The 22351-nt window shown below is 34.3% G+C and carries 15 protein-coding genes and 1 other RNA gene; 12 read left to right on the top strand and 4 right to left on the bottom strand.

Annotation, left to right across the window (positions count from 1 at the left end; all coding sequences use genetic code 11):
- Positions 1-21: 21 nt before the first annotated feature.
- Positions 22-987 carry a diphosphomevalonate decarboxylase gene (gene mvaD / locus F3I00_RS05070; protein ID WP_020807381.1) on the bottom strand — a complete coding sequence of 322 codons (966 nt, stop codon included), beginning with the start codon at positions 985-987 and terminating at the stop codon, positions 22-24.
- Entirely contained in the window at positions 987-1904 is a 918-nt protein-coding gene (mvk, locus tag F3I00_RS05075) for a mevalonate kinase (RefSeq protein ID WP_020807380.1), read from the bottom strand. The genes mvaD and mvk overlap by 1 nt, the downstream gene beginning before the upstream one ends.
- A gap of 86 nt (positions 1905-1990) precedes the next feature.
- Here mvk and F3I00_RS05080 point away from each other — a divergent pair, with 86 nt between their 5' ends.
- From F3I00_RS05080 to nth, 7 genes are all read left to right on the top strand, one after another.
- Positions 1991-5467: a PD-(D/E)XK nuclease family protein gene (locus tag F3I00_RS05080; protein ID WP_020807379.1), complete on the top strand. Its 3477-nt coding sequence runs from the start codon at positions 1991-1993 to the stop codon at positions 5465-5467.
- Positions 5468-9082: a helicase-exonuclease AddAB subunit AddA gene (gene addA, locus F3I00_RS05085; protein WP_159311020.1), complete on the top strand. Its 3615-nt coding sequence runs from the start codon at positions 5468-5470 to the stop codon at positions 9080-9082.
- Positions 9083-9106: 24 nt separating this feature from the next.
- A complete protein-coding gene (locus F3I00_RS05090) occupies positions 9107-11920 on the top strand; it encodes a helicase C-terminal domain-containing protein (protein WP_020807377.1) in 2814 nt (937 codons plus the stop codon).
- On the top strand, positions 11913-12407 hold the full coding sequence (locus F3I00_RS05095; protein ID WP_159311021.1) for a PepSY domain-containing protein: 495 nt from the start codon (positions 11913-11915) through the stop codon (positions 12405-12407). Before F3I00_RS05090 ends, F3I00_RS05095 begins: the two co-directional genes overlap by 8 nt.
- Before the next feature lie 68 nt (positions 12408-12475).
- Positions 12476-13774, top strand: coding sequence for an asparagine--tRNA ligase (gene asnS / locus F3I00_RS05100; RefSeq protein ID WP_003648867.1), 1299 nt, complete (start codon positions 12476-12478; stop codon positions 13772-13774).
- Positions 13775-13841: 67 nt separating this feature from the next.
- Entirely contained in the window at positions 13842-14486 is a 645-nt protein-coding gene (locus F3I00_RS05105; RefSeq protein ID WP_020807375.1) for a DnaD domain protein, read from the top strand.
- Positions 14487-14494: 8 nt separating this feature from the next.
- Positions 14495-15124: an endonuclease III gene (nth, locus tag F3I00_RS05110; RefSeq protein ID WP_020807374.1), complete on the top strand. Its 630-nt coding sequence runs from the start codon at positions 14495-14497 to the stop codon at positions 15122-15124.
- Positions 15125-15210: 86 nt separating this feature from the next.
- Here the strand turns inward: nth and F3I00_RS05115 are convergent, their stop codons facing one another.
- Entirely contained in the window at positions 15211-17589 is a 2379-nt protein-coding gene (locus tag F3I00_RS05115; protein WP_020807373.1) for a PBP1A family penicillin-binding protein, read from the bottom strand.
- The gene (gene recU, locus F3I00_RS05120) at positions 17579-18208 is read right to left on the bottom strand and encodes a Holliday junction resolvase RecU (protein ID WP_159311022.1); all 630 of its coding nucleotides are present in this window, start codon (positions 18206-18208) and stop codon (positions 17579-17581) included. The genes F3I00_RS05115 and recU overlap by 11 nt, the downstream gene beginning before the upstream one ends.
- A 68-nt stretch (positions 18209-18276) precedes the next feature.
- Here recU and F3I00_RS05125 point away from each other — a divergent pair, with 68 nt between their 5' ends.
- The 5 genes from F3I00_RS05125 to F3I00_RS05145 all read left to right on the top strand — a co-directional run bounded on the left by F3I00_RS05125 (position 18277) and on the right by F3I00_RS05145 (position 22321).
- Positions 18277-18846, top strand: coding sequence for a DUF1273 domain-containing protein (locus F3I00_RS05125; RefSeq protein ID WP_020807372.1), 570 nt, complete (start codon positions 18277-18279; stop codon positions 18844-18846).
- 213 nt (positions 18847-19059) lie between these two features.
- The gene (locus F3I00_RS05130; protein WP_003648861.1) at positions 19060-19497 is read left to right on the top strand and encodes a DivIVA domain-containing protein; all 438 of its coding nucleotides are present in this window, start codon (positions 19060-19062) and stop codon (positions 19495-19497) included.
- A 24-nt stretch (positions 19498-19521) separates the two neighbouring features.
- Positions 19522-19888: RNase P RNA component class B (gene rnpB / locus F3I00_RS05135), an RNA gene on the top strand.
- A gap of 73 nt (positions 19889-19961) precedes the next feature.
- A complete protein-coding gene (locus tag F3I00_RS05140; RefSeq protein WP_020807371.1) occupies positions 19962-21086 on the top strand; it encodes a class I SAM-dependent RNA methyltransferase in 1125 nt (374 codons plus the stop codon).
- 2 nt (positions 21087-21088) lie between these two features.
- A complete protein-coding gene (locus tag F3I00_RS05145; protein ID WP_020807370.1) occupies positions 21089-22321 on the top strand; it encodes a metallophosphoesterase in 1233 nt (410 codons plus the stop codon).
- Positions 22322-22351: the final 30 nt, after the last annotated feature.

Consider the following 22351-nt stretch of genomic DNA (forward strand, 5'->3'; position numbering starts at 1 on the left):
AATCTTTTTATTTTCAAATTACTAAAGCAGAGTAACGCCTGGGCCGAAACTCGCAACGACTATTTTAACATTAGTCAATGATTTCTGAACAGCTGAAATAATTTCTTTTCTATTTCTTAAGGTACAGAGAATTTTTACATTTGGACCAGCATCGATTGTATAGTAACATTCAATGCCTTGCTGCCTTAAATTCTCTACTAATTTAATCGCTTTAATTGTCTCTGGTTCAAAGTATGTGAAGGGCTCATTAGCTGTTAGGTTGCAAGCATGCATTTCATTAGCGCTTAATTCACTGAGCTTGCCAATCTTAGTAAAATCTTTTTCCTTAATTGCTTGTTTTAGTTCAACAATTTCTTGTTTATTTCTAGCTAACCAAGGCTGATAGAAAGGAGATGTTTGAGCTAATTTCATCCCTTTTGTTGAAGAAATTTTCTTTTGTTTTGTATCAACTTCAAGTGCTAATAGGGACAGTTCAAGATCTGGATTTTCATCAATTGGAACAGCATAAGAACTTGCATCATCAATTCCTTTTTGCCATTCGACAAAACCGCCATAAATCGATCTTGTTGCTGATCCTGATCCAAGACGTGCCAATTTCGAAAGTTCTCTTCTTGAAAGATCTAAGCCATAACTTGCAGCAAAGCTGGTTGCTAAAGCTGCAAAGGCAGATGCTGACGAAGCAAGGCCAGCCGAAGTGGGAACGTGGTTAGTAGACTTGATTGTAAAATGATCATTAAAGCCAAATTTTTCTTGTAATAGGTGAATATAATTAAAAACTCGTTTACTTTCTTCAGGTGTTTGCTTTTGACCATTTAAAATAAATGTATCTTCAGTTAGTGAAGAATCATGTTCAAAAGTAGTATCGGTATAAAAGGCATCTAAGGTCATTGATAGACTAGACATGAGCGGGGTCTTCAAAGCTTGATTAGATTTTCCCCAATATTTGATTAGCGCAATGTTAGTATGCGCACGAGCAGTTTTTTTCATTAGATTTCCTCAATCCAGTAATTATCAAAATTTGCTTGAGCCTTTTTGGCAATTTTTTGTGCCGTTTCTTGATCAAGACATAGCGCAATCACGATTCCGCCAAGGCCACCGCCAGATAACTTAGTACCTAAGGCACCATTTTCGTTAGCAATTTTACAAATATTATCAATTTTTTTAGTTGAAAGGTCGAATGAGGCTAAAATGCTTTGAGCTTCGTTAAAGATCTTACCAATTTCTTTAGCATTTTGTTTTAGCCAATTCTCTTGAGTGGCAGTAGCAAGCTCACCAAGACGGGTAATTTGTTTCTTTTTGAGATCACTTTCGTCCATTTGCTTTTTAACTGCTTGAACCGCCACTTTGGTATTTCCAAGTTCGCCAGTATCCATAATCAAGAGGGTAGCACCTAATTTTTGAGAAAGTTGCTGCGGACCATCCTGTTTATTAAAGAAGACTAGATAGTCTGAGCTAACAGTAGCGGCATCAAGTCCAGAAGCTTTACCGTGGTTGATCATTTCTGCATGGTTAGTAATTTCCATGATTTCATCGTGATCTAAATTCAAATTTAAGAATTGTGATAAAGCCTTGGTTGTACCGAGAGCTACAACCGCACTTGAACCTAAACCACGTTCAATTGGAATTTCACCACTATAAGTAATTTTAACGTTAGGTGCATCTGCAACTTTAGCTAACATAGTTTTAACAATATATTTAATGCCGTCATATTCATCTGGTGCATCAAAAAAAGCACCGTGGTAGTGATTTGTATCCATCCAAGTAGGACCAGCAGTTTCTTCAACAGTTGTGCTGATATTTAGGGCTTGAATTGGTAAAGCAAGTGCATTATATCCATACACAACAGAATGTTCACCAATTAGAATCACTTTTCCATGTGCTTTAATTTCAACTTTCTTATTCACGATTATCGTTCCTATATTATAAATTTCATTAAGTCTATTTCGTTTGTTCCATATGCTAAAATATTTGCTAAGGAGACTTGAGACTTATGATTAATGTAATTACTGGTAGACAAGTAGACAACTTGCAAAATGATATTATTGATCAAGCTGTTAAGTCATATTACCAAGATAAAACGCACGATGTTTTTATTATCGTGCCAAACCATATTAAGTTTACCACAGAAGTACGCGCACTTAGCAAGCTCTCTGTTTTAACGAATAAAAAACAAGTAGCAGTTAATAAATTGCACATTTTATCGTTTTCACGACTAGCTTGGTATTTTTTGAAGGATGAAGCAATCAAGTTGCCCCAGATTTTAGATGATGCTGCTAGTGTGATGTTACTTGAGCAAATTGTTAAGGATCATCAGAACGAACTAAAACTATTTCAAAATAAGAATCAGATTACGTCTGGTGCCTTAAAGCAAATGTATGAAGCAATTTTATCCGTTCGGGCTGGAAATATTGAACTAGAAAATATTGATAATGAAAAATTAAATGAAGAAACCAGCTATAAAGTCCATGATTTGCGAATTATCTATGATGATTTTATCGAACGGCTATCTGAAAAATTTGCAACAAAAGATGAAATGCAGCTCCTGCTTAATGAGTTTCTAGCTAAAAGCAACAATTTGAGCAGCATGGAATTTTATTTTTCTGATTTTTCGCATTTTTCCTTGCAGGAATTAACTTCAGTGCGTTTAATTTCAAAAAAAGCTAAAAATACAACTTTAGCGTTTAAGACAAAAGTCGGCAAGATAGACAGTAAAGCGGAACCTGGAGACTATGATTATGTAGTTCAAAGAACAATTGGACAACTAGAGCATTTTTGGCAAAATCAGCAATTAAATTATCAAACTACTGAATTTCCACTCAGTCAGACTAATCCTAGCTCCCTGTTAAATGGTGTTTGGACTAAGACTAGCAGTTTTGATGAAAGTTTGAGTAAATTTTTGCAACCAGTTAAAGCAGATTCTAGATATGCTGAAGCATACTTTGTCGCACGGACAATCTACCAACAAGTTGCTTTAAACCACTATCGCTATCAAGACTTTTTAGTTTTAGCGCCAAATTTAAGTGAATATGAAACTTACTTAACGCCAATTTTGCGTCAAAATAATATTCCCTTCTTCAATGACCTGCAAAAGGAGATGAAATATCATCCCTTGGTTGTTGCAGTAGAAAATCTCCAGCAAATTTTTAAGCGTGGTTTTCAAACAGATAATGTAATTGCGCTAATGAAAACACAGCTGTTTATTCCCGAGTGGTATAAGAGTGTAGCACGTTATCAAAACTATGTGGATTTACTTGAAAACTTTGTGTTGGCACATGGTATTAAGGGAAGTCTTTGGAACAAGCCTTTAAAAAACTTTGTGGATGCGGAAGTAATTGCACTTGATAAGTCAGAGCAAGAGGTGGAAGAACTTGAGCGATTACGTCAATACTTTATCAGTATTCTAAGTAAATTTTTTGAAGAAATAGAAGCAGAGAAAGATCCGCAAGCTGGAGTGACAATTTTTTGGAACTTCTTAATTAAAAATCGAGTTGCAAAAAGACTAGAGGCTTGGCGAAAAGAAGCAAATGATGCTGGAGACTTACAGTTAGCGCAGCAGCCTGAACAAGTTTGGTCAACCCTAAACGATTTGCTAAAGGATTACTTATTGGTAGCCAAGGAATTTTCATTAGAACAATTTTTTGATCTTTTAATTAGTGGATTTAGTGAGGCTAATTTCTCGCAAATTCCATCTACTCTTGATGCAGTTAACATCTCTGAAATGGGAATGGTTCAAGGACAAGGTTATAAGCAAGTATTTATTATTGGGGCAACAAGTAGTAATTTACCGCAGATTGAGAAAATTCCAGGTTTCTTTAGTTCAGAGAACTTGGAACAGCTAAATGATGGGAATAATACTAGTGGCTATTTAGAGGATCAACAAAAAATTAATAATCTAGATCAGAATTATCAGTTTGGTAATGCATTAAGTTTAGCCAGTGATAAGATTTATATTTCCTATCCTGTAATTAATACGGCAAATGAACGATTAGAACCATCTATCTTTTATAAACAACTTCTTAGATTAACCCAGGCAGAAGAGTTTTCACAGCATGATTTACCTAATTCTGCTGATGATCTTTTAACCTTTATGACTAATCCGGAAGCTAGTTTGGGCTATTTAACTTACTTAAAGAGCAAGCAAGCCGTTAAGGTAGATTCTATCTTAGAGATGACTGAGCAGAAAATAGGCGAAGTAGCTCAAAATGTCCTTGAAGGAAGCAACTTTAAGAATATTCCCGAAAATCTCTCACCAGAATTGGCACAGGAACTTTACGGAGATCGGATAGAGACTTCAGTTTCACAACTTGAAACTTATTATCAGAATTCTTTTGAATATTTCTTAAATTACGGCCTACATTTAAAGAAGCGATTTGAAAATGAACTTGATGTAATTCAGGCAGGTAATTATTATCATGAAACTTTTGACTATTTAGTTAAAAAGATTAAAGAGAAAAACTTAAATTTCGCTGATTTAACTGATAGTAAGTTAACAGAGTTACTAATTGAAGTACGAGAGGAATTAAAAGAAAAAGGCAGATATCGTCAACTTTTAAATGATCCATTCAATAAATATTTGTTCCATAAGCTAGACCAAACCACATCTAATGTTGCTCATTATTGGCATAGCAATGTAAATAAAACAACTTTTAGGCCACAATATTCAGAATTAAGTTTCGGTAAAAATCAAAAAGTAACAGGTCTATCCTATAGTTGGAAAGATGAAAATAATAAAAAGAAGATTGTTGATCTACGAGGAAAAATGGACCGAGTTGATCTGGCTAAGGTAAATGATCGAGTTTTAGGAGAGGTAATTGACTATAAGTCTTCTGCTAAAAAGTTTGATTTAGGTCTCTTTGCTAATGGAATTTCGATGCAAATGATTTCGTATTTGGAAGTCTTAAAAAAGAATAATAAGTTTTTTGCTCAAGGTAAAGACTTAGATGTTTTAGGAGCTTTTTATCAAAATATTACTAGCAGCTTAGAACGCTTAAGTAGTGATAAGATGATTCTGAGCAACTATCAAATTAAGGACCTTCTCAAAGAAAGTACTAAGAAACTAATGTATAACGGAATTTTAATTGCTGATGAAGAGATTCTGGACCTGATTGAACCAGGAATGGAGAAAGATCGAGCTAATTCAGAAATATATAGTAGCGTTAAAAGAAAGGTAAATGGCGACATTAGTTGGCCACGAAATCAGAGTTTTACTCCTGATCAATTAGAATTGCTACTGGCATATAATTCCTACTTAATCAAGAATGCTGGTAGTGAGATTTTATCAGGTAAGATTAAACTTGATCCATATACTTACGGACAACAGAGTTCCTTAACTTATTCTGACTTTAAAGATATTTTCTTCTTTGATGCTATGTTAAAAGAAAATAATTACCATAAAATTAAAGCAATTGATAAAAAGACGCTTTTGAACTTAATTAAAGAAAAACTGGATTTGGATGGTGATGAATAGGTGACAAAGTTTACTAAAGAACAAGATCAGGCAATTAATGATTCTGGAAAAGATATCTTAGTTTCTGCATCTGCTGGTTCAGGTAAGACTACAGTTTTAGTTGAGCGAGTTTTAAAAAAAATTCTGTCTGGCACACCGGTTTCTTCTTTACTGATTATTACTTTCACTAAAGCTGCAGCACGTGAAATGAAAGAACGAATCAAACAAAAAATAAGTGATCAACTTGAAGTTGAACCGGATAACCAATTTTTACGTAACCAACTATTAGATATTGATACAGCCAATATTTCTACGATTGATTCTTTTTGTTTAGATGTGATTAGGCGTTTTTACTATGTAATTGACCTTGATCCGCAATTTAGTGTTTTAACTGATGAGACTCAAGGAGAGCTTTTGAAAGAACGCGCTTTGCGAGAGATAGAGGCGGATTATCTTGAAGAAGATAATCAAGACTTTCAGGATTTTTATGATAATTTTTCAGGAGATCGTGATGCAGAAGGAGCCCGCAACTTGCTATTGCAGTTGTATAATACAGTAACGACTCAACCGAATTATGAAAAATTTCTCGATGAGCTGCCAACTTGCTATGAAGTAGGCGACAATTTAATTCAATCTAATTTGTGGCAACAGCAAATAAAGCCGCTTTTACTTAAAGAAGTATCTGATTTAAAAGCAGAAGTAGAAGCTCTACTTGCTGAACCAGAAATAAATGGCTCTGATTTAGCTAAAGTTAAAGAAAATTATGACATTTTTTCTAACCGCCTAGATAGCTTTCTTGAATCTTTAAATAAGGACCAGCCTTATAATGAAATTCGTGCTAGTTTAATGAATTGTAAATTTGAAAAAGCAGTACGAAAATCTAAAAAATGGTCGGATGAAAGCATTGAAGTCTATCAAGAAAGTCAGGACTTAAAATCAGATTTAAATGATCAACTTAAGAAAATTTTTGCTAGCTTTTTTGTAGTTGAAGAAAAAGAGCAAGTAGCAGTCCTTCAAAAATCAGAAAAAATAGTTAAAACAATTGTTGCTGCTGAGAAAAAACTAATTCAAAAATTTGGTCAGTTAAAACGTGAGCAAAATTTAATTGACTATAGCGATATGGAGCAATTTGCCTTTAGTATTTTGACAACAGATACTTCAAACGCGCATATTGCACAAGAATATTATCAAGAAAAATTTAACGAGATTTTGATTGATGAATATCAAGATGTGAACGCGCTGCAAGAAAATATCATTAAAGCCATTAAAAAGAAGGGACAGAACACGCTTTTTATGGTTGGGGATGTCAAGCAGTCAATTTATGGCTTTAGGCAAGCACGACCAGACCTCTTTTTGAGTAAGTATCATACTTATGGCAAAGATAATGATAGTGAAAAAATCATCTTGGCTGATAACTTTAGATCAACAAAAAGGGTTACTAAAACAGTTAATGAACTATTTAATCCAGTTTTAACAACTAATTTTGGTGGCATTGACTATAAGAAAGAAGGTCAATTACAGTTTGGAGCTAGCTATTATCCAGCGGATTTACCGACAGCAAGCGAATACATTTTTACCGATAAAAAGCAAACACAGTCAGCTTATGAGGACCAATATGGCGATGAAATGGATTTTAGCGAAGTTCAGATGGTAATTGCGAGAATTAAGCAATTAAAAGCAGAAAATTTTCAAGTTTGGGATCGAAGAACGCAGCTTAAAAGACCACTTGAGTATTCAGATATTGCAATTATTACACGAACGAGAAGCGATAATTTACAGGTAATGCAGGAATTTGCAAAAGCAGATTTACCTTTATTTGTTACTGATGCGCAAAATTATTTTCAAACTTTTGAGTTGATTATGATTATGAATTACTTGAGGTTGATTGATAATCCTCAGCAAGATATCCCTCTAGTAGCTGTAATGAGATCGCCACTATTTAATTTCAAAGAACCAGAACTTGCACAACTTCGCGTTAAAACTCCAGCGGGCAATTTTTATACTGCACTTACTAGCTTTGCTTCAGTTAACTCGGCTTTAGGGAAGAAATGTAGCGAATTTTTAAAGCAACTTGAAACACTCCGTTCATTTGCTGCTACGCACCGAATTTCTGAGTTAATCTGGAGCATTTACGAAAAAACACATCTTTTAGAAATTGTTACTGGTCTGCCAAACGGGCAACAACGTAGGGTTAATCTTGAATCTTTGTATGAGCGGGCAACTTCGTATGAAAGTGCTGGTTTTAAAGGTTTGTATCAATTCATTAGTTTTATTGAACGAATGAGAAAAAATCAAAAAGATTTAGCTCAACCTCTTTTAAGCGATAAAGCAGATAATGCAGTGAAATTAATGACCATTCATGCTTCTAAGGGACTAGAATTTCCCGTTGTATTTGTAATGGGATTAGGGCATCAGTATCAAACTAGAGACTTAAGCGGGAACTTTACAATTAGTCAAAAAGAACTAGGTTTAACAATAAAAGAAAACAATTATCGTATTGATTCTCTGGTTAAATCTTTAGCCGATGTTCAAAAAAGACAGCAAATGCTTGAAGAAGAAGCGAGAATTTTATATGTTGGCTTAACTAGAGCACAGCAAAAATTGATCTTAGTGGCAAGCGTAAATGAAATTGAAAATAAACAAAAGAAATGGCTAAGCGAGCTTGATCAAAAGAAAGACACAATTCCATTAGTTAAAAAGATTAATGCTCAATCACCGCTTGATTTCTTAGGACCAAAACTAGAACAAAAACATGACTTTGACCAAACTATTCAAAATATGACTTCTGCCTTAGAAGAACAAGATAAGCTCTATTATTTAAAATTCGATCTTGACTTAGAGCCTGAGAAAGTTAAAAGTCAAAATGAGAACAGTCAAGAAGTAAATTCCAAAGTAAATAAGGTAGTCCAAGAATTGTACGACTTTAAGTATCCGTTTGAAGATGCTACTAAGACTACAGCTTATCAATCTGTATCTGAAATTAAAAAGGCTTTTAATGATCCAATCGATAAAGAACTTGAAAACTCTCGTCTTATTTCTTCAAGTAATCGTTATTTGCAACCAATTGATGAAACACCAACATTTTTAGAAGAACAAAAATTTACTGGGGCTGAAATAGGAACGGCAATGCACTTAGTTTTGCAATATTATAATTATGAAGGTAATAAAGACCTAGAAAATTTAGACCAAGAAATCGATCAGCTTGTTGAATTAGGGAAGCTGAATTCTTTAATGGTTCCATATTTGTCTAAAGAAGCTTTAAATTGGTTTGTAATGAGTGATTTTGCTAAAGAATTTTGGAAGCAACCTGATAAATTGCACAGAGAAAGCCAATTTTCAAGTCTCGTTAATGCTAGTGAATTATTTAGTGACTTTTCTGATCCATCCGCGAAGATTTTAGTTCACGGAACGGTGGATGGATATTTTGAAGCAAAAGATGGCCTAGTTTTATTTGATTACAAAACTGACTTTGTTGATAAAACAAATGAAGAGCAAGCAATTGAAAAAATTAAACAAAAATATACGGGACAATTGCGACTATACGAACAAGCCTTAAATGAAATGAATAATGATAAAAAGGTTATTAGAAAATATTTGATTTTGCTTGACGCAAGGAAAGTGGTCCCAGTAGACTAGAAACAGAATAGAAGGGAGATTATTATGAAAAAAGCCTTTACAGATGATGTTTTTGCGGTCGTCGATCTTGAAACTACAGGCACGCAGCGTAATCAAGGCGATCACATTATTCAATTTGGTTGTGCAATCATCAAAAAGCGTAAGGTAGTAAAAACGTATTCATTCTTAATCAATCCTCATCGTGAAATCCCTCAAGCTGTTGAAAATTTAACTCATATTAGTAATAGAGATGTTGCTCAAGCACGCGATTTTAAGTACTATGCTCCCAAAATTCGAAAAATTTTAGAGAATACAATTTTTGTTGCGCATAATGTTAATTTTGATCTCCCTTTTTTGAACTATGAGTTAGTAAATGCTGGCTTAGAGCCATTAACAGGAAAGGCAATTGACACAGTTGAATTAGCTCAAATTGCTTTTCCAACTTTTCCATCCTATAAATTACGCGACTTAACTGCTCGTTTAAAAATTAAGCATTTAAATCCCCACCGAGCTGATTCAGATGCTTTAGTAACAGCTAAGTTATTGCTAAAGGTTATTAAAAAACTTGAAAATCATCCTCAGGCAACGTTAAATACTTTAACTTCTTTATCTAAAGGCTTATTACGAGATACTGATTATATTTTTTATGAAATAGGTCAAGTTGCTCGTCAAACAAAGAGACCACTAGATAAAGATTTGATTCAAGTAAAGCATTTAATTCTTAAGAAACAAATTGGATCTACGCGGCAAATTGGAACTGCAAGTAAAGGCGAGTTCCCTCAAAGTGATGATGAGAAGAAGAAGTTATTTAAGAAAAATTTGCGATTTAGACGTGGTCAAGTAAGTTTAATTAATCGACTGCATGAATTCGTCTATAGTGATACAGATAACTCGTTAGTGGTTGAGGCACCAAATGGAAGTGGAAAAACTTTTAGCTATTTAATGGCGTATGCATATGAACTTTATTCAGGGAGAAAATTAGTTGTAGCAACGCCTACGAAGGTCTTGCAAGAACAGATACTAAAACAAGAGATACCGCAACTTTTAAGGGTAACTCACTTAGATTTAGACGCTCAAATTGTTAAATCAAGCAGTCACTATTTAGATTTAGACGGTTTCTATAATTCACTATATCAAACTGATAATCCAATTCAGCAAACTCTAATTTTACAAATGGGAATTTTGATTTGGCTTACTGAAACTGAAACTGGTGATTTAGATGAACTACAGTTAACTAATTATCAAGCACCATTATTCGCTGCAATTGAACATCCCGGGGATGCAAGAATTGGAACTGCATTTGCAGAATATGATTTTTGGAATCTGGCTCGGAGCAGACAAGAGCAAGCTGATATTTTAATTACGAATCATGCCTATTTGGCAAACCATTATATGGATTCAATTTGGGGACAAAACCCATTTTTAGTTGTAGATGAGGCTCATCGTTTTGTTGAAAATGTTGCAAGTTCAAGAAATGATTCGCTCCAGTTTGAAAGCTTTTGGGGCATGTGCAGCCATTTGCGCAACTTGCTTTTTTATGCAGAAGATAGTGCAAAAGTTAGATTTGGCAATAATATCGAGTTTAAGATAATTTTGGATAAACTTGAAAAAAATACCAACGATTTAATCCACTCGATAAACAAAGTTCAGCAAGCACTTTATGATAATCGAAATTTTGCTACCAGTCGGGAAGACAGAATACAAAATGCGGTTAGTTTAGGCTTTCAAGGACAGGATTTATTTAGAAGTGTTCCTCAGTTTAAACGTTTGCTAAGTCAAATGCAGGATAATATTGAAATTGTTCGTCAAGAAACAAATCAATTATTATTTTTGTTATATCATCAGCAAAAGAATCTTTTGACAAGTGATGATGTTTTAATAAGAGACTTACAAGAAGAGATAGACCATCTTGACTATTATTCAGAACAGAATTACCTTTTATTAGATCAGCTAAGCGAACCACAAAAATTAGATCATGAAGGATTTGTTTTGGAAATTAGTAACGAGGAAGATCCCTTATCAACCAATTTGACTTGGTTAATGCTTGATCCTGAAGAAGAAGTGCAACAATTATATCAATATTTTGACAAAAAGTTGTTTATTTCAGCTACTTTAGCGCAACAAGATGATTTTTCATATACAATTAAGAACCTATATTTAGATCCTGAAAAAACACTAACTTATCGTGCTAAGCCATCTTTTAAGGTTGAAAAACATTTAAAAATCTATGCACTCTCTGATAATGATGCGCCTGAAGATCCAAATAATCCTGAATATGAAGAGTTTATCAGTAATTTGCTTACACAAATTAAAAATTACAATCATATTTTGGTTTTGTTTACAAATTTAGATGTTATTCGTGATGTCTTTAGTAAGTTAAGTGAAAATAATAATTTAAAAGATTATGAAATTTTAGCTCAGGGATTAACTGGTTCAAATGAAAAGATTGCTAAGCGTTTTGGAATTGCTGAAAAAGCTGTTTTACTTGGGGCAAATAGTTTCTGGGAAGGAATTGACTTCAAGCATAATGGGGTAGACTTGGCAATTGTTACGCGCTTACCATTTGAATCGCCTGATCAGCCAGAAGTAAAATTGCGAACAGAATGTTTAAAAAAGCAGGTTGGTGCTAACAAAATTTTTGAAGTTGACACTTTGCCAAGGGCTATTTTGCGGTTTAGACAGGGATGTGGTCGCTTGATTAGGAATGAGCGTGATCATGGCATCTTTGTAATTTTAGACCAGCGTGTTTGGAATAAATCTTATGGTGAGCAATTTTTAGCTGGCCTTCCTGTAAGTGCCAAAAAAGTCAGCAAACAACAACTACTAAATGTTTTAAGGAATAGTAAGCAGAATGAATAAATATGTAAAAAAAGGGCTTAAAATTACTGGAATTGTGGTCGGAGTTATTGCAGTAATATATTTATGTTTATGTTTTGTGTTTTACTTTGCAACTAAACGGGCAGATGATCAAGTTAAACAAACTAATGAAATTGCACTTGAAAAAACACCAATTACTACGATCACCAAAAATTATCATCTGAGCCGAAGTGTAGAAAGTAATAGTTTAGCTGGGACTAGTAAGAAGGGAAAGAAGTATTACTTCATCTATTTGCCAAAAAGCAAAAAAGCTTATCTTTATCAAGCAAATAAAGGAAAAAGCGAAGAGCAAATATTAAAGATTTTTAATGAGGCTCATCCTGGACATGATAATCTTAAATGCCAATTAGGTTGGTACAAAGGAATGCCAGTCTGGGAAGTGACTTATAACAAGAAAAACGGCAATTATGGCTATGTTCTTTACAACTTTAAAAACGGAAAAGAATTAGCCTATGCGGACAATTTGTAAATTTGTTAAACTAACGAGCAATTTTTTAGTATAATAAAATTAAATTTAATTAAAAAGGTTGGTAAGTAATGACAGAATTAATCTCAATTAAAGATTCTTCTAAACATGTAGACCAAGAAGTTAAGATGCATGTTTGGTTAACTGATAAACGATCAAGTGGTAAGATTATCTTCTTGCAATTACGTGACGGAACTGCATTTTTCCAAGGCGTTGTTCGTAAGAACGATGTTTCTGAAGAAGTTTTTGAAGCAGCTAAGTCTTTACGTCAAGAAGCTAGTTTTTATATTACTGGTACTGTTCATGAGGATAAGCGTTCTCACTTCGGTTATGAAATTCAAATTTCAGATTTAAAAATTGTTTCTAATAATGAAGGCTACCCAATCGGTAACAAGGAACATGGTGTTGACTTCTTACTTGATAATCGTCACTTATGGCTAAGATCAAAGCGTCCATTTGCTATTATGCAAATTAGAAATACTATGTTTAAAGCAACTGTTGACTTCTTTGAAAAAGAAGGATTTATTAAATTTGATGCACCTATTTTTATGCATTCTGCTCCAGAAGGTACTACACAATTATTCCACGTAGAATACTTCAACAATGATGCTTACTTATCACAGTCTGGTCAATTGTATGGTGAAGCTGGTGCCATGGCTTACGGTAAGATCTTTACTTTTGGTCCAACATTTAGAGCGGAAGAATCTAAAGGCCGTCGTCACATGACAGAATTCTGGATGATGGAACCAGAAATGGCTTGGATGCACCAAGATGAATCCTTAGATATTCAAGAAAGATATTTAGCATACATGGTTAAGCAAGTTCTTGAAAATAATGAATACGAATTAAGAATCTTGGGTAGAGATCCTGAAAAATTGCGTCCAACTACTGAAGGTAACTTTACTCGTCTTCCTTACGATGATGCTATTAAAATGCTTCAAGAAGCTGGTCGTGATATTAAATGGGGTGACGACTTTGGTGCCCCAGATGAAGGATATATTTCAGAACAATTTGATCGTCCAGTCTTCATCGTTAACTACCCAACCACAATTAAGCCTTTCTACATGAAGAAGAATCCTGATAATCCTAAAGAATACTTATGTGCTGATGTAATTGCACCAGAAGGATACGGTGAAATTTTTGGTGGTTCTGAACGTGAAGGAAACTACGAAATTTTGAAAAAGCAAATTGAAGAAGCAGGGCTAAACTTAGAAGATTACCAATGGTACCTTGACTTGCGTAAATTTGGTGGCGTTCCTCACTCTGGCTTTGGTATGGGATTTGAGCGTACGATTGCTTGGATTTGTAAGTTAGATCATATTCGTGAAGCTATTCCATTCCCAAGATTGATTAACAGAATGCAACCATAATCAATAATTTAATATAATATAAAAAGTTGAACTATTTTAGTTCAGCTTTTTTTGAAAGGAAAAATGTATGGCGTCTTTTGCGGCTATCCAAAATGAAGGATTTACAGTCATTTCTAATAGTCTATTACGTTACTATCCCTCTTTAAAAATATCTGAAATTGAAGCAATGCTTTTATTGCAATTAGAATCATTCAAACAAATGAATAATTTCTTTCCAAGCAATAATGATTTATCAGAAAGAATGAATTTATCGCCAGTCGAAGTGTCGCAGCTAATTCAGGATTTAATTGATAAGGAATTACTTGAATTAGGGCAAAAGAGAGATAGCGAAGGTAGAATTACAAATTTTTATGATCTCAAGCCTTTATATCAAAAATTAGACACAATTATTGAAGAGAGAGAGACGAATGCTAACGATCAAGTTCGTTCAGGAGAACTAATAGAAGAAAGACAATCAGTAAATCCATTGCAAGAGTTAGTGAGACAATTTGAAATTGAGTTTGGACGTCTTTTAAGTCCAATTGAAAAGCAAGAAATTGCTGCTTGGCTTAATATTGACCATTACAATCCAGAGATAGTTAAATTGGCTTTGCGTGAAGCAATTTTAGCGCAGGTATATAATTTTAAGTATGTTGATCGAATTTTATTGAATTGGCAACGACATGGTCTGACAACTACAGATCAAATTAAAAATTTCCTGCAACGAAACTAGGTGATTAAATGGAAAAATTATTATCGGATGAAGAAGCTCGATTAGTTTTAAAAAGAATTTTATCTCTTTATCCGGATGCTAAAGGAGAGCTTCACTGGGATACAAAGTTTCATTTACTCTGTGCAGTTTTAATGAGTGCCCAAACTACTGATAAGATGGTTAATAAAACAACACCTAAATTTTTTAATGACTATCCTGACAGCGCCAGCTTAGCCCAAGCTAATATTAGAGATATCGAAGCACATATTCGCACCATTGGTTTGTATCGCACAAAGGCTAAGCATTTAAAGGAAACAGCACAGATCATTACAGACAAGTTCAATGGTGAAATTCCCCAGGATAAAAGGACTTTAATGACATTACCTGGCGTAGGAGAGAAAACAGCTAATGTTGTTTTAGCAGAAGGTTTTAAAATACCTGCAATTGCAGTTGATACTCATGTATCCCGTATTTCTAAAAGATTTAAGATAGTGGGGGAAAAAGCTACTCCCCACGAGGTAGAACAACGTCTTGAAGAATTACTCCCAAAAGAAGAATGGATTCGGACGCATCATGCAATGATTTTATTTGGTCGATATACAATGCCAGCTAGAACTAAAGATCAAGATCCGTATTCTTTTTTACCACCTTTAAAATGACTTTTTTTAATTAAAATACAATGCAAAAAAGCTCCAGAAGGCATCTCTGATATGATGCTTCTGGAGCTTTTATTTGATTTCAATAATTAATGATTATTACTGGAATTATTTCCCTGATGTTGTTGTTGATTTTGGTTATTTTGATTATTTGTATTTTGCTGGGAATTGTTATTTTGATTATCGGATTTATTTTCCGTTTGCTGATTATTGTTTTGATTCTGATTATTTGAATTATTATTGTTATTAGAAGTTGATGACTGCTTTTGACTCGATGATTGTTGTTCAGCATGACTTGATGAAGAGCTACTTTGAGAATGAGATTGCCCCTTAGATGATGTATCATCTTCTGTATCAAATCTCGTATCAACGTCGTCATCTTCATCTTTCCGTTTATCAACGGTTACTTCGCTATAAGGATTTTTTGGCGCATGGCCTTTGACAAATAATTGCCAGCTTGAATTGCTTGCAGTAGGAGAAACTACTTTATCTTGGGTACCATTAGCAATTCTGCGTCTAACAACTGTGCTAGGCTTTGTCCAATCTTTATTAGCTTTATCTGTCATGAGATAAGACATCATTTGCTTATATAGAAGTTGAGCTGAAGAAGAACCAACGCCTGAAGGGGTACCATCTTTCAAGTTATCGTATCCAGTCCAAATACCCATTGAATAAAGTTTAGTATAACCGACAAACCATGAATCTTTTGGCGAGTTCTTGTATTGAGGATATCTTACCAATTCTTCATCTGAATATTTAACAGTACCAGTTTTACCAGCTTCATATAAGTTTTTAATTCGAGCTTGTGTACCAGAACCCTTAGTTAACACACCCTTAAGCATATCAGTCATGATATATGCGGTTGATTCCTTCATTACTCTAGTACCACTGCTATCATAATTTCTAGTTAAACCATCCGGTGTTTCAATTTTAGAAACAAATTGTGGCTTGTGGTAAACACCATTATTAGCAAAAGCACCAAAAGCGCCTGCCATTTGAAGAGAAGAAGCATTAGCACCGATTGCAACTGATAAACCAGAATCAGAAGGAACGTTAACGCCAAGCTTTCTTGCAAAGAGCGATGCACGTGCAACTCCAACCCTGCTTAAGGTCTTAACTGCAGGGACGTTTCTGGATTGTTCTAGAGCATGGCGCATAGTCATTTTACCTTCGTATTTATTATCCCAGTCATAAAGCTGAATATTAGTACCAGGGTAAACATACTTAGAGTCGTCCAGTATATGAGAAGTTGGCCAGTTAAGATATTCAATTGCTGGACCATAATCTAATACGGGCTTAACAGTTGATCCAGTTGAACGGCCAGTTTGAACAGCGCGATTTAACCCTAATTGAACAGAAGGTAGCTTACGGCCACCAATAATAGCAATAACGTGACCAGTCCTTGGATCAATAATTGTTGCACCAACTTGCATCTTATCGTTAGTAAATGGAACTGATCCATTGTTTACTAGGTCATAAAGCTTTTGTTGTGCATCTTGATCAATATTAACTGTAATCTTTAAGTTGTCATTATAAGGATTAAATCCTTTGCTCTTAACTTCGCTGATTACTTCTTTAATATATGGATCGTCAACCTTCCTTAATTCTGAAGTTGCATTGTTCTTCTTTGGTTGTAATCCTTGAGTGATTGGCTCATTAACAGCTTGTGTATATTGAGACTTAGTAATCTTGTCGTTTTTAAGCATTGCTCTTAAAACAATATCTCTTCTATATTTAGCCTTTTCTGGATAAACATATGGATCATAGGTAACTGGTGCATTAGGCATCCCTGCCAGAAGAGCAGTTTGTGCTAAATCAAGATCCTTTAAATCCTTGCCATAGTAGAAATCTGCTGCAGTACCCATTCCATAGTTACCGTAATTCATATATACCTTATTAATATAGAACTCTAAAATTTGCTCTTTACTAAATTCTCGTTCAACTTTCATTGAAAGCCATGCTTCTTGTGCTTTTCTACGAAGAGTTCTTTGCGAAGCAGCAGTTGAAAAAACAGAAAGCTTAACTAATTGCTGAGTGATAGTTGATCCACCGGCAGCCACGCCCTTGCTTTTAGCGTTAACTAGGACAGAACCAACAATTCGAATTGGATCAAGCCCAATACCTTCTTTATAAAAACGCCTATCTTCGACAGAGACAATAGCATTTTTGAGTTCTTTAGGAATTTCATCATTATTAACGTAAGTTCTTTTTTCAGAACCTAAAGAAAGAAGAAATTTCCCATCTCGAGTATAAAGGCTACTCGTTCCTCCACTTTGAAGTTGAGCTTGTGAAATGCTAGGAGCGTCTTTAGCGTAATACGCAAATAGTCCTACCCCAGAAACAATGATTAACATTGCCACAATAAAGAACCATTTAATTATTTGTAGCCAAATTCTTTTACGTGGTTTACCTTCGGGGTGAAGGTTAGCCATTCTAGAATTGGTTGGCTTTTGATTGTTATCTGCCATTCTTTTTGTTCCTATCTATAAAATTATCTATTGCATCCAAGTAAGGAAGTGTTGGTCGAAATCCACTTTTGATTTCAATTGAATTGTCAATCAGCTCTTGAAGTGTCATCGAACTCTTATGCGGTGTTTTCCAAGCTTTAATTACAAAACTCGCTGGAGTTACAAAATAGCGATTAAGAGTTACGAAGCGGATTATTGTAAAACAAATTCCTTTTTGCTTTAAACATCTTTCAAGATGGATGATCTGATGTTCATGGAAATTTTTCAAAGGGAAAGATCTTTTATTTCTCGTTTCTTTAGCTTCAAAATCTAAATATCGACCTTGATAAACGCCATTATAATCAGTTGTAGAAGCCTGCCTAAAGTAAGCTTCTTTAATGACTGTACGAGAACGTTTGGGATAATCTACTTTGACAATTTGAACCGGAGTTGGCTTTTTATGAACTACAGCAATATCTTCAAGAAGATAATACTTATTAGATTCATTGATTTGTTGCTCTAGGTTCATTCCACGATCAGAAAATACAACATCTTTACGATGTTTTTGCTTTCTTGGATGCAGAAGGTCAGTTTGATCTTTAGTATAATGTGTTAGACTGCCTGTTGGATATTTTACCATCAACATCACTCCTGTTTAGCATTATAGCAAAGATTTTAAATCATTTTTAGAGAAAGAAAGGATCATCAATGAAGCGTCTATGGGTTACTGGATATCGTTCGTATGAATTAAGTATCTTTAGTGATAAGGATCCTAAGTTAACTGTAATTAAATATACTCTAACTAATTATTTTAAAAGCTTACTTGAAGAGGGAAAAATTGACTGGATAATTAGTGGCGCAAACTTAGGAATTGAGCAATGGGCATTAGAAGCAGCAATTCAACTTCAGAATGAATACAGCATTCATACGGCTTTGATGACGCCTTATTTAGAATTTTCTAAAAGATGGAATGAAAATAATCAGATGAAGTATCAAAATTTAACCGAACAAGTTGATTTCACTGCTGCTACTTCAAATTATCCCTATATGAGTCCAGCACAATTAAAAAATTATCAAAGTTTCATGTTGGAACATACCGACCGCGCAGTTCTGATTTATGATCCTGAACATCCTGGTAAGCCCAAATATGATTATGAAGCCATCCAAAAGTATCAAGAGGGACATGATTACCCTGTAGATATAATTGACTTTTATGATTTGCAGGAATCAGCAGAAGAATATGAAGAAAATCATCGACAAGAAATTAATTTTTATTAGATTTTAGAGTAATTTTTTTGCTTGTAGCTTATATAAGACTAATTTAATAAGAAATTTTTTAGAAACAGGGGCTATTATTGCCTGAAGAAAATTTATAACTTATACTAGTTGTATACGATATGGTGAGTGCCATTGAGCTAATAACTAGTTAACACCTTATCGCCTAAATTAAAGACAGACATTAGTCTGCAATTAAGGAGTTTGACGAAATAAATGGCAAGTTTAAATGATATTCAACTAAATCCACAAAGTATTTTAAAAAAGCAATTTAGGACCAAAATGAAGGGGTATGACTCAGATGAGGTAGATTCATACCTTGATACGATTATTTCTGACTATAGTACTTTTGCGACAATTATTGAAGATTTACAGGCACAAATTAGTGAGTTAAAAGCTCAACAAAAACAGGCACCAACTCAGAGTGATGCTCCTAAGTTAGATTTCAAAAATGAAGAAGTTGAGGATGATGTTAAGACGTACACTCCTCATAATATCCAGAAACCTATAGTAAATAGCGCAAATGAAGAAAAAGAAGCTCCTGAATTAACTACTAACGTAGCTATGATTCAACGTATTTCTACTTTGGAGCGTAAAGTCTACAACCTTGAGCAAAGAATGAATCAACAAGATAGAACTTACCAAGCTAATTAAAACTATGATATAATTGTTATTGCAAATTTCGAGCGATCGCGGTTAGCTTATGCTAGCTGAGGAAAGTCCACGCACGCACAAGCTGAGATGCTTGTAGTTTTTGTACTCAGCCCAATAAGCTGGGGGACTTGTTTTATCAAGTTACGGCGGAAAAAGCACTAAATCATTTTTGACATGTGTGACTATCCTGAAAAGTGCCACAGTGACGAAGCAGCAAGGGAAACTTTGCTGGTGGAACGAGGTAAACCCTGCAAGCGGGCAACCCAAATTTGGTAGGGGCGCTTTCGTCTAAGTAAATGAACTAAAGACGAAGTCATTTTTAATGAAGATAGATGGTCGCTGAAGATAAGGTTTAACCGGATCTTATTGGAACAGAACGTGGCTTATAGAGATTTGTAGGTTAGGGTTGAGCTTTGGCTCAACCTTTTTTTATAGAAAAATTTAGTATAGATAGAGAATAAATAATGAAAGAATATACATTATATGCGACAATGGGCGCTGGATTTGAAAGCGTTGTTGCAAAAGAATTAAATAATCTAGGCTATGAGACTAGTACCGAGAATGGACGTGTATTTTTTAAAGGTACACAAAAGGATGTTGTAAAGACCAATTTATGGCTTAGAAGTGCTGATCGAATCAAAATTTTATTAAAAGAATTCAAGGCATTTAGCTTTGATCAATTGTACGATGAAGTTTATAGCTATGATTGGGCAGAATTATTACCAGTTGATGCACAATTTCCTGTGAAGGGAAGAAGTGTTCGTAGTAAATTACACTCTGAGCCTGATGTGCAATCAATTGTTAAAAAAGCAATTGTAGATAAGCTGACCGATCAATATCGGAGACGTGGCTTTTTACCTGAAAGTGGAGCTGAGTATCCTTTAGATATTCATATTTATAAAGATGTAGCACGGTTAAGCTTAGATACAACTGGCCAGAGTTTATTTAAGCGTGGATATCGAGTTGAACATGGTGGAGCACCTTTAAAGGAAAATTTTGCAGCTGGATTAATTGAATTAACACCATTTGATGGCTCTCATCCTTTTATCGATCCTATGACTGGATCAGGCACGATTGCAATCGAAGCAGCCCTAAAGGCTAAAAATATAGCTCCAGGTATTTGGAGAGAGTTTGCTTTTGATAATTTTGACTGGTTTGATAAAAAAATTCATCCCGAATTAGTGGAAGAAGCAAAAACTAAAGAAAAACAAGAGCATGCTCCAATTTTAGCAAGCGATATTGATCAGTCAATTTTAGAAATTGCTAAGGTTAACGCACATAATGCTGGCGTGTTACAAGATATTAAATTTAAACAAGTAGCTGTAAAAGACTTTGCGACCGACTTAGAAAATGGGGTAATTATTGCTAATCCACCTTATGGTAAGCGATTGAAAGACCGCGAGGCAGCTGAAAAAATTTATGAAGAAATGGGACAAACTTTGCGTCCATTATCTTCATTTAGTCAGTATTATTTAACCTCTGATCCGCAATTTGAAAAATTCTTTGGTGCTAGAGCTACTAAAAAACGAAAATTTTACAATGGTAATTTAAGAACTGATTATTATCAATATTGGGCAAATAAGAGATAAAAATGTTAACGCAAGACAAAAAGACGAGCTTTTGGGTCATTAGTGATACTCATTTAATTGCAGATAGCTTACATGATGATGGTCAGGCTTTTTCTCAAATGCAAAAAACTAGTCAGGGCAAGGATCTTTATTATCAAGAAACTGCTCTTAGTGCTTTTGTTAGAATGGCAGAAGAAAAGAAGCCTGCAGCAATTATTGTTACGGGGGATGTAACTTTTAATGGAGAGCGGGTTTCAGCTGAGAGATTTGCGGAAATTTTTAAACCTTTGACTAAAACTAAACTTCTTGTTCTTCCTGGAAATCATGATATTTATGATGGATGGGCAAGAGAATTTCATGGTAAAAAGCAATATTATGCTGGGCAGATTAGTCCTCGAATGTGGCGTAATATTTTTAGAACTTCTTATGAAACTGCAGTTAGCGTTGATAATAGTTCATTAGCCTATAGTGTTCAGTTGAACCCAGATTATTTGTTAATCTTAGCAGATTCTAACGATTATGGAAAAGAAGAATCATCTACTGCTCCAGCTACAGCAGGCTTTTTAGGTAAAGAACAAAGAAAGTGGATTAAAGAGCAGCTTCAATATGCTAGTCAGAATAACTTGCGTGTAATTTTCTGTATGCATCATAATCTTTATGCACATAATCCAGCAGTAAATAAAGGCTATGTGGTTGATGACTATCGAGAATTACGTAAATTATTAGCTCAATATAATGTAAAACTAGTTTTTTCTGGTCATATTCATGCTCAAAATATCATGTCACCGCAAAATTCATGTCCAGCAACGGAAGTTGTAACTGCATGCTTTTGCTCTAATGATCAAGGGTATGGTGTAGTTAAAGTTTCTCCAAAAGAAATTAGCTACACATGTCACCATTTTAAGATGAAAGACTATCTAACTGATAAAGAAAAGCAAAATTGGACTTTGACTCATTTTCATGATTATTTAGAAAACATTCAGTTAGGGACTATTTCTGCAGAATTAATGCAAGAAGATTTGTATCGAAATCATGATGATTTAAAGAGTGTTCGACAGATGGGTCGTCTTTTTGGCGAAATGAACTATTATTTCTTTACTGGCAAGAATCATATCGATTTTGACGAATTACAAAAACTAAAAAAGTCTGAAATCTATCAACGACTAATTTCAGAAAATCCTCAATATGAATTATATTTGCAGACTCTATATGATACTTCTGTACATGATAACTTACATGTGAAAATTAAGTATTAAAAGGCAAATTAACTAAAAAAGGCAAGTACT

The sequence above is a fragment of the Lactobacillus sp. JM1 genome, assembly GCF_009834385.1.
GTDB lineage: Bacteria > Bacillota > Bacilli > Lactobacillales > Lactobacillaceae > Lactobacillus > Lactobacillus paragasseri.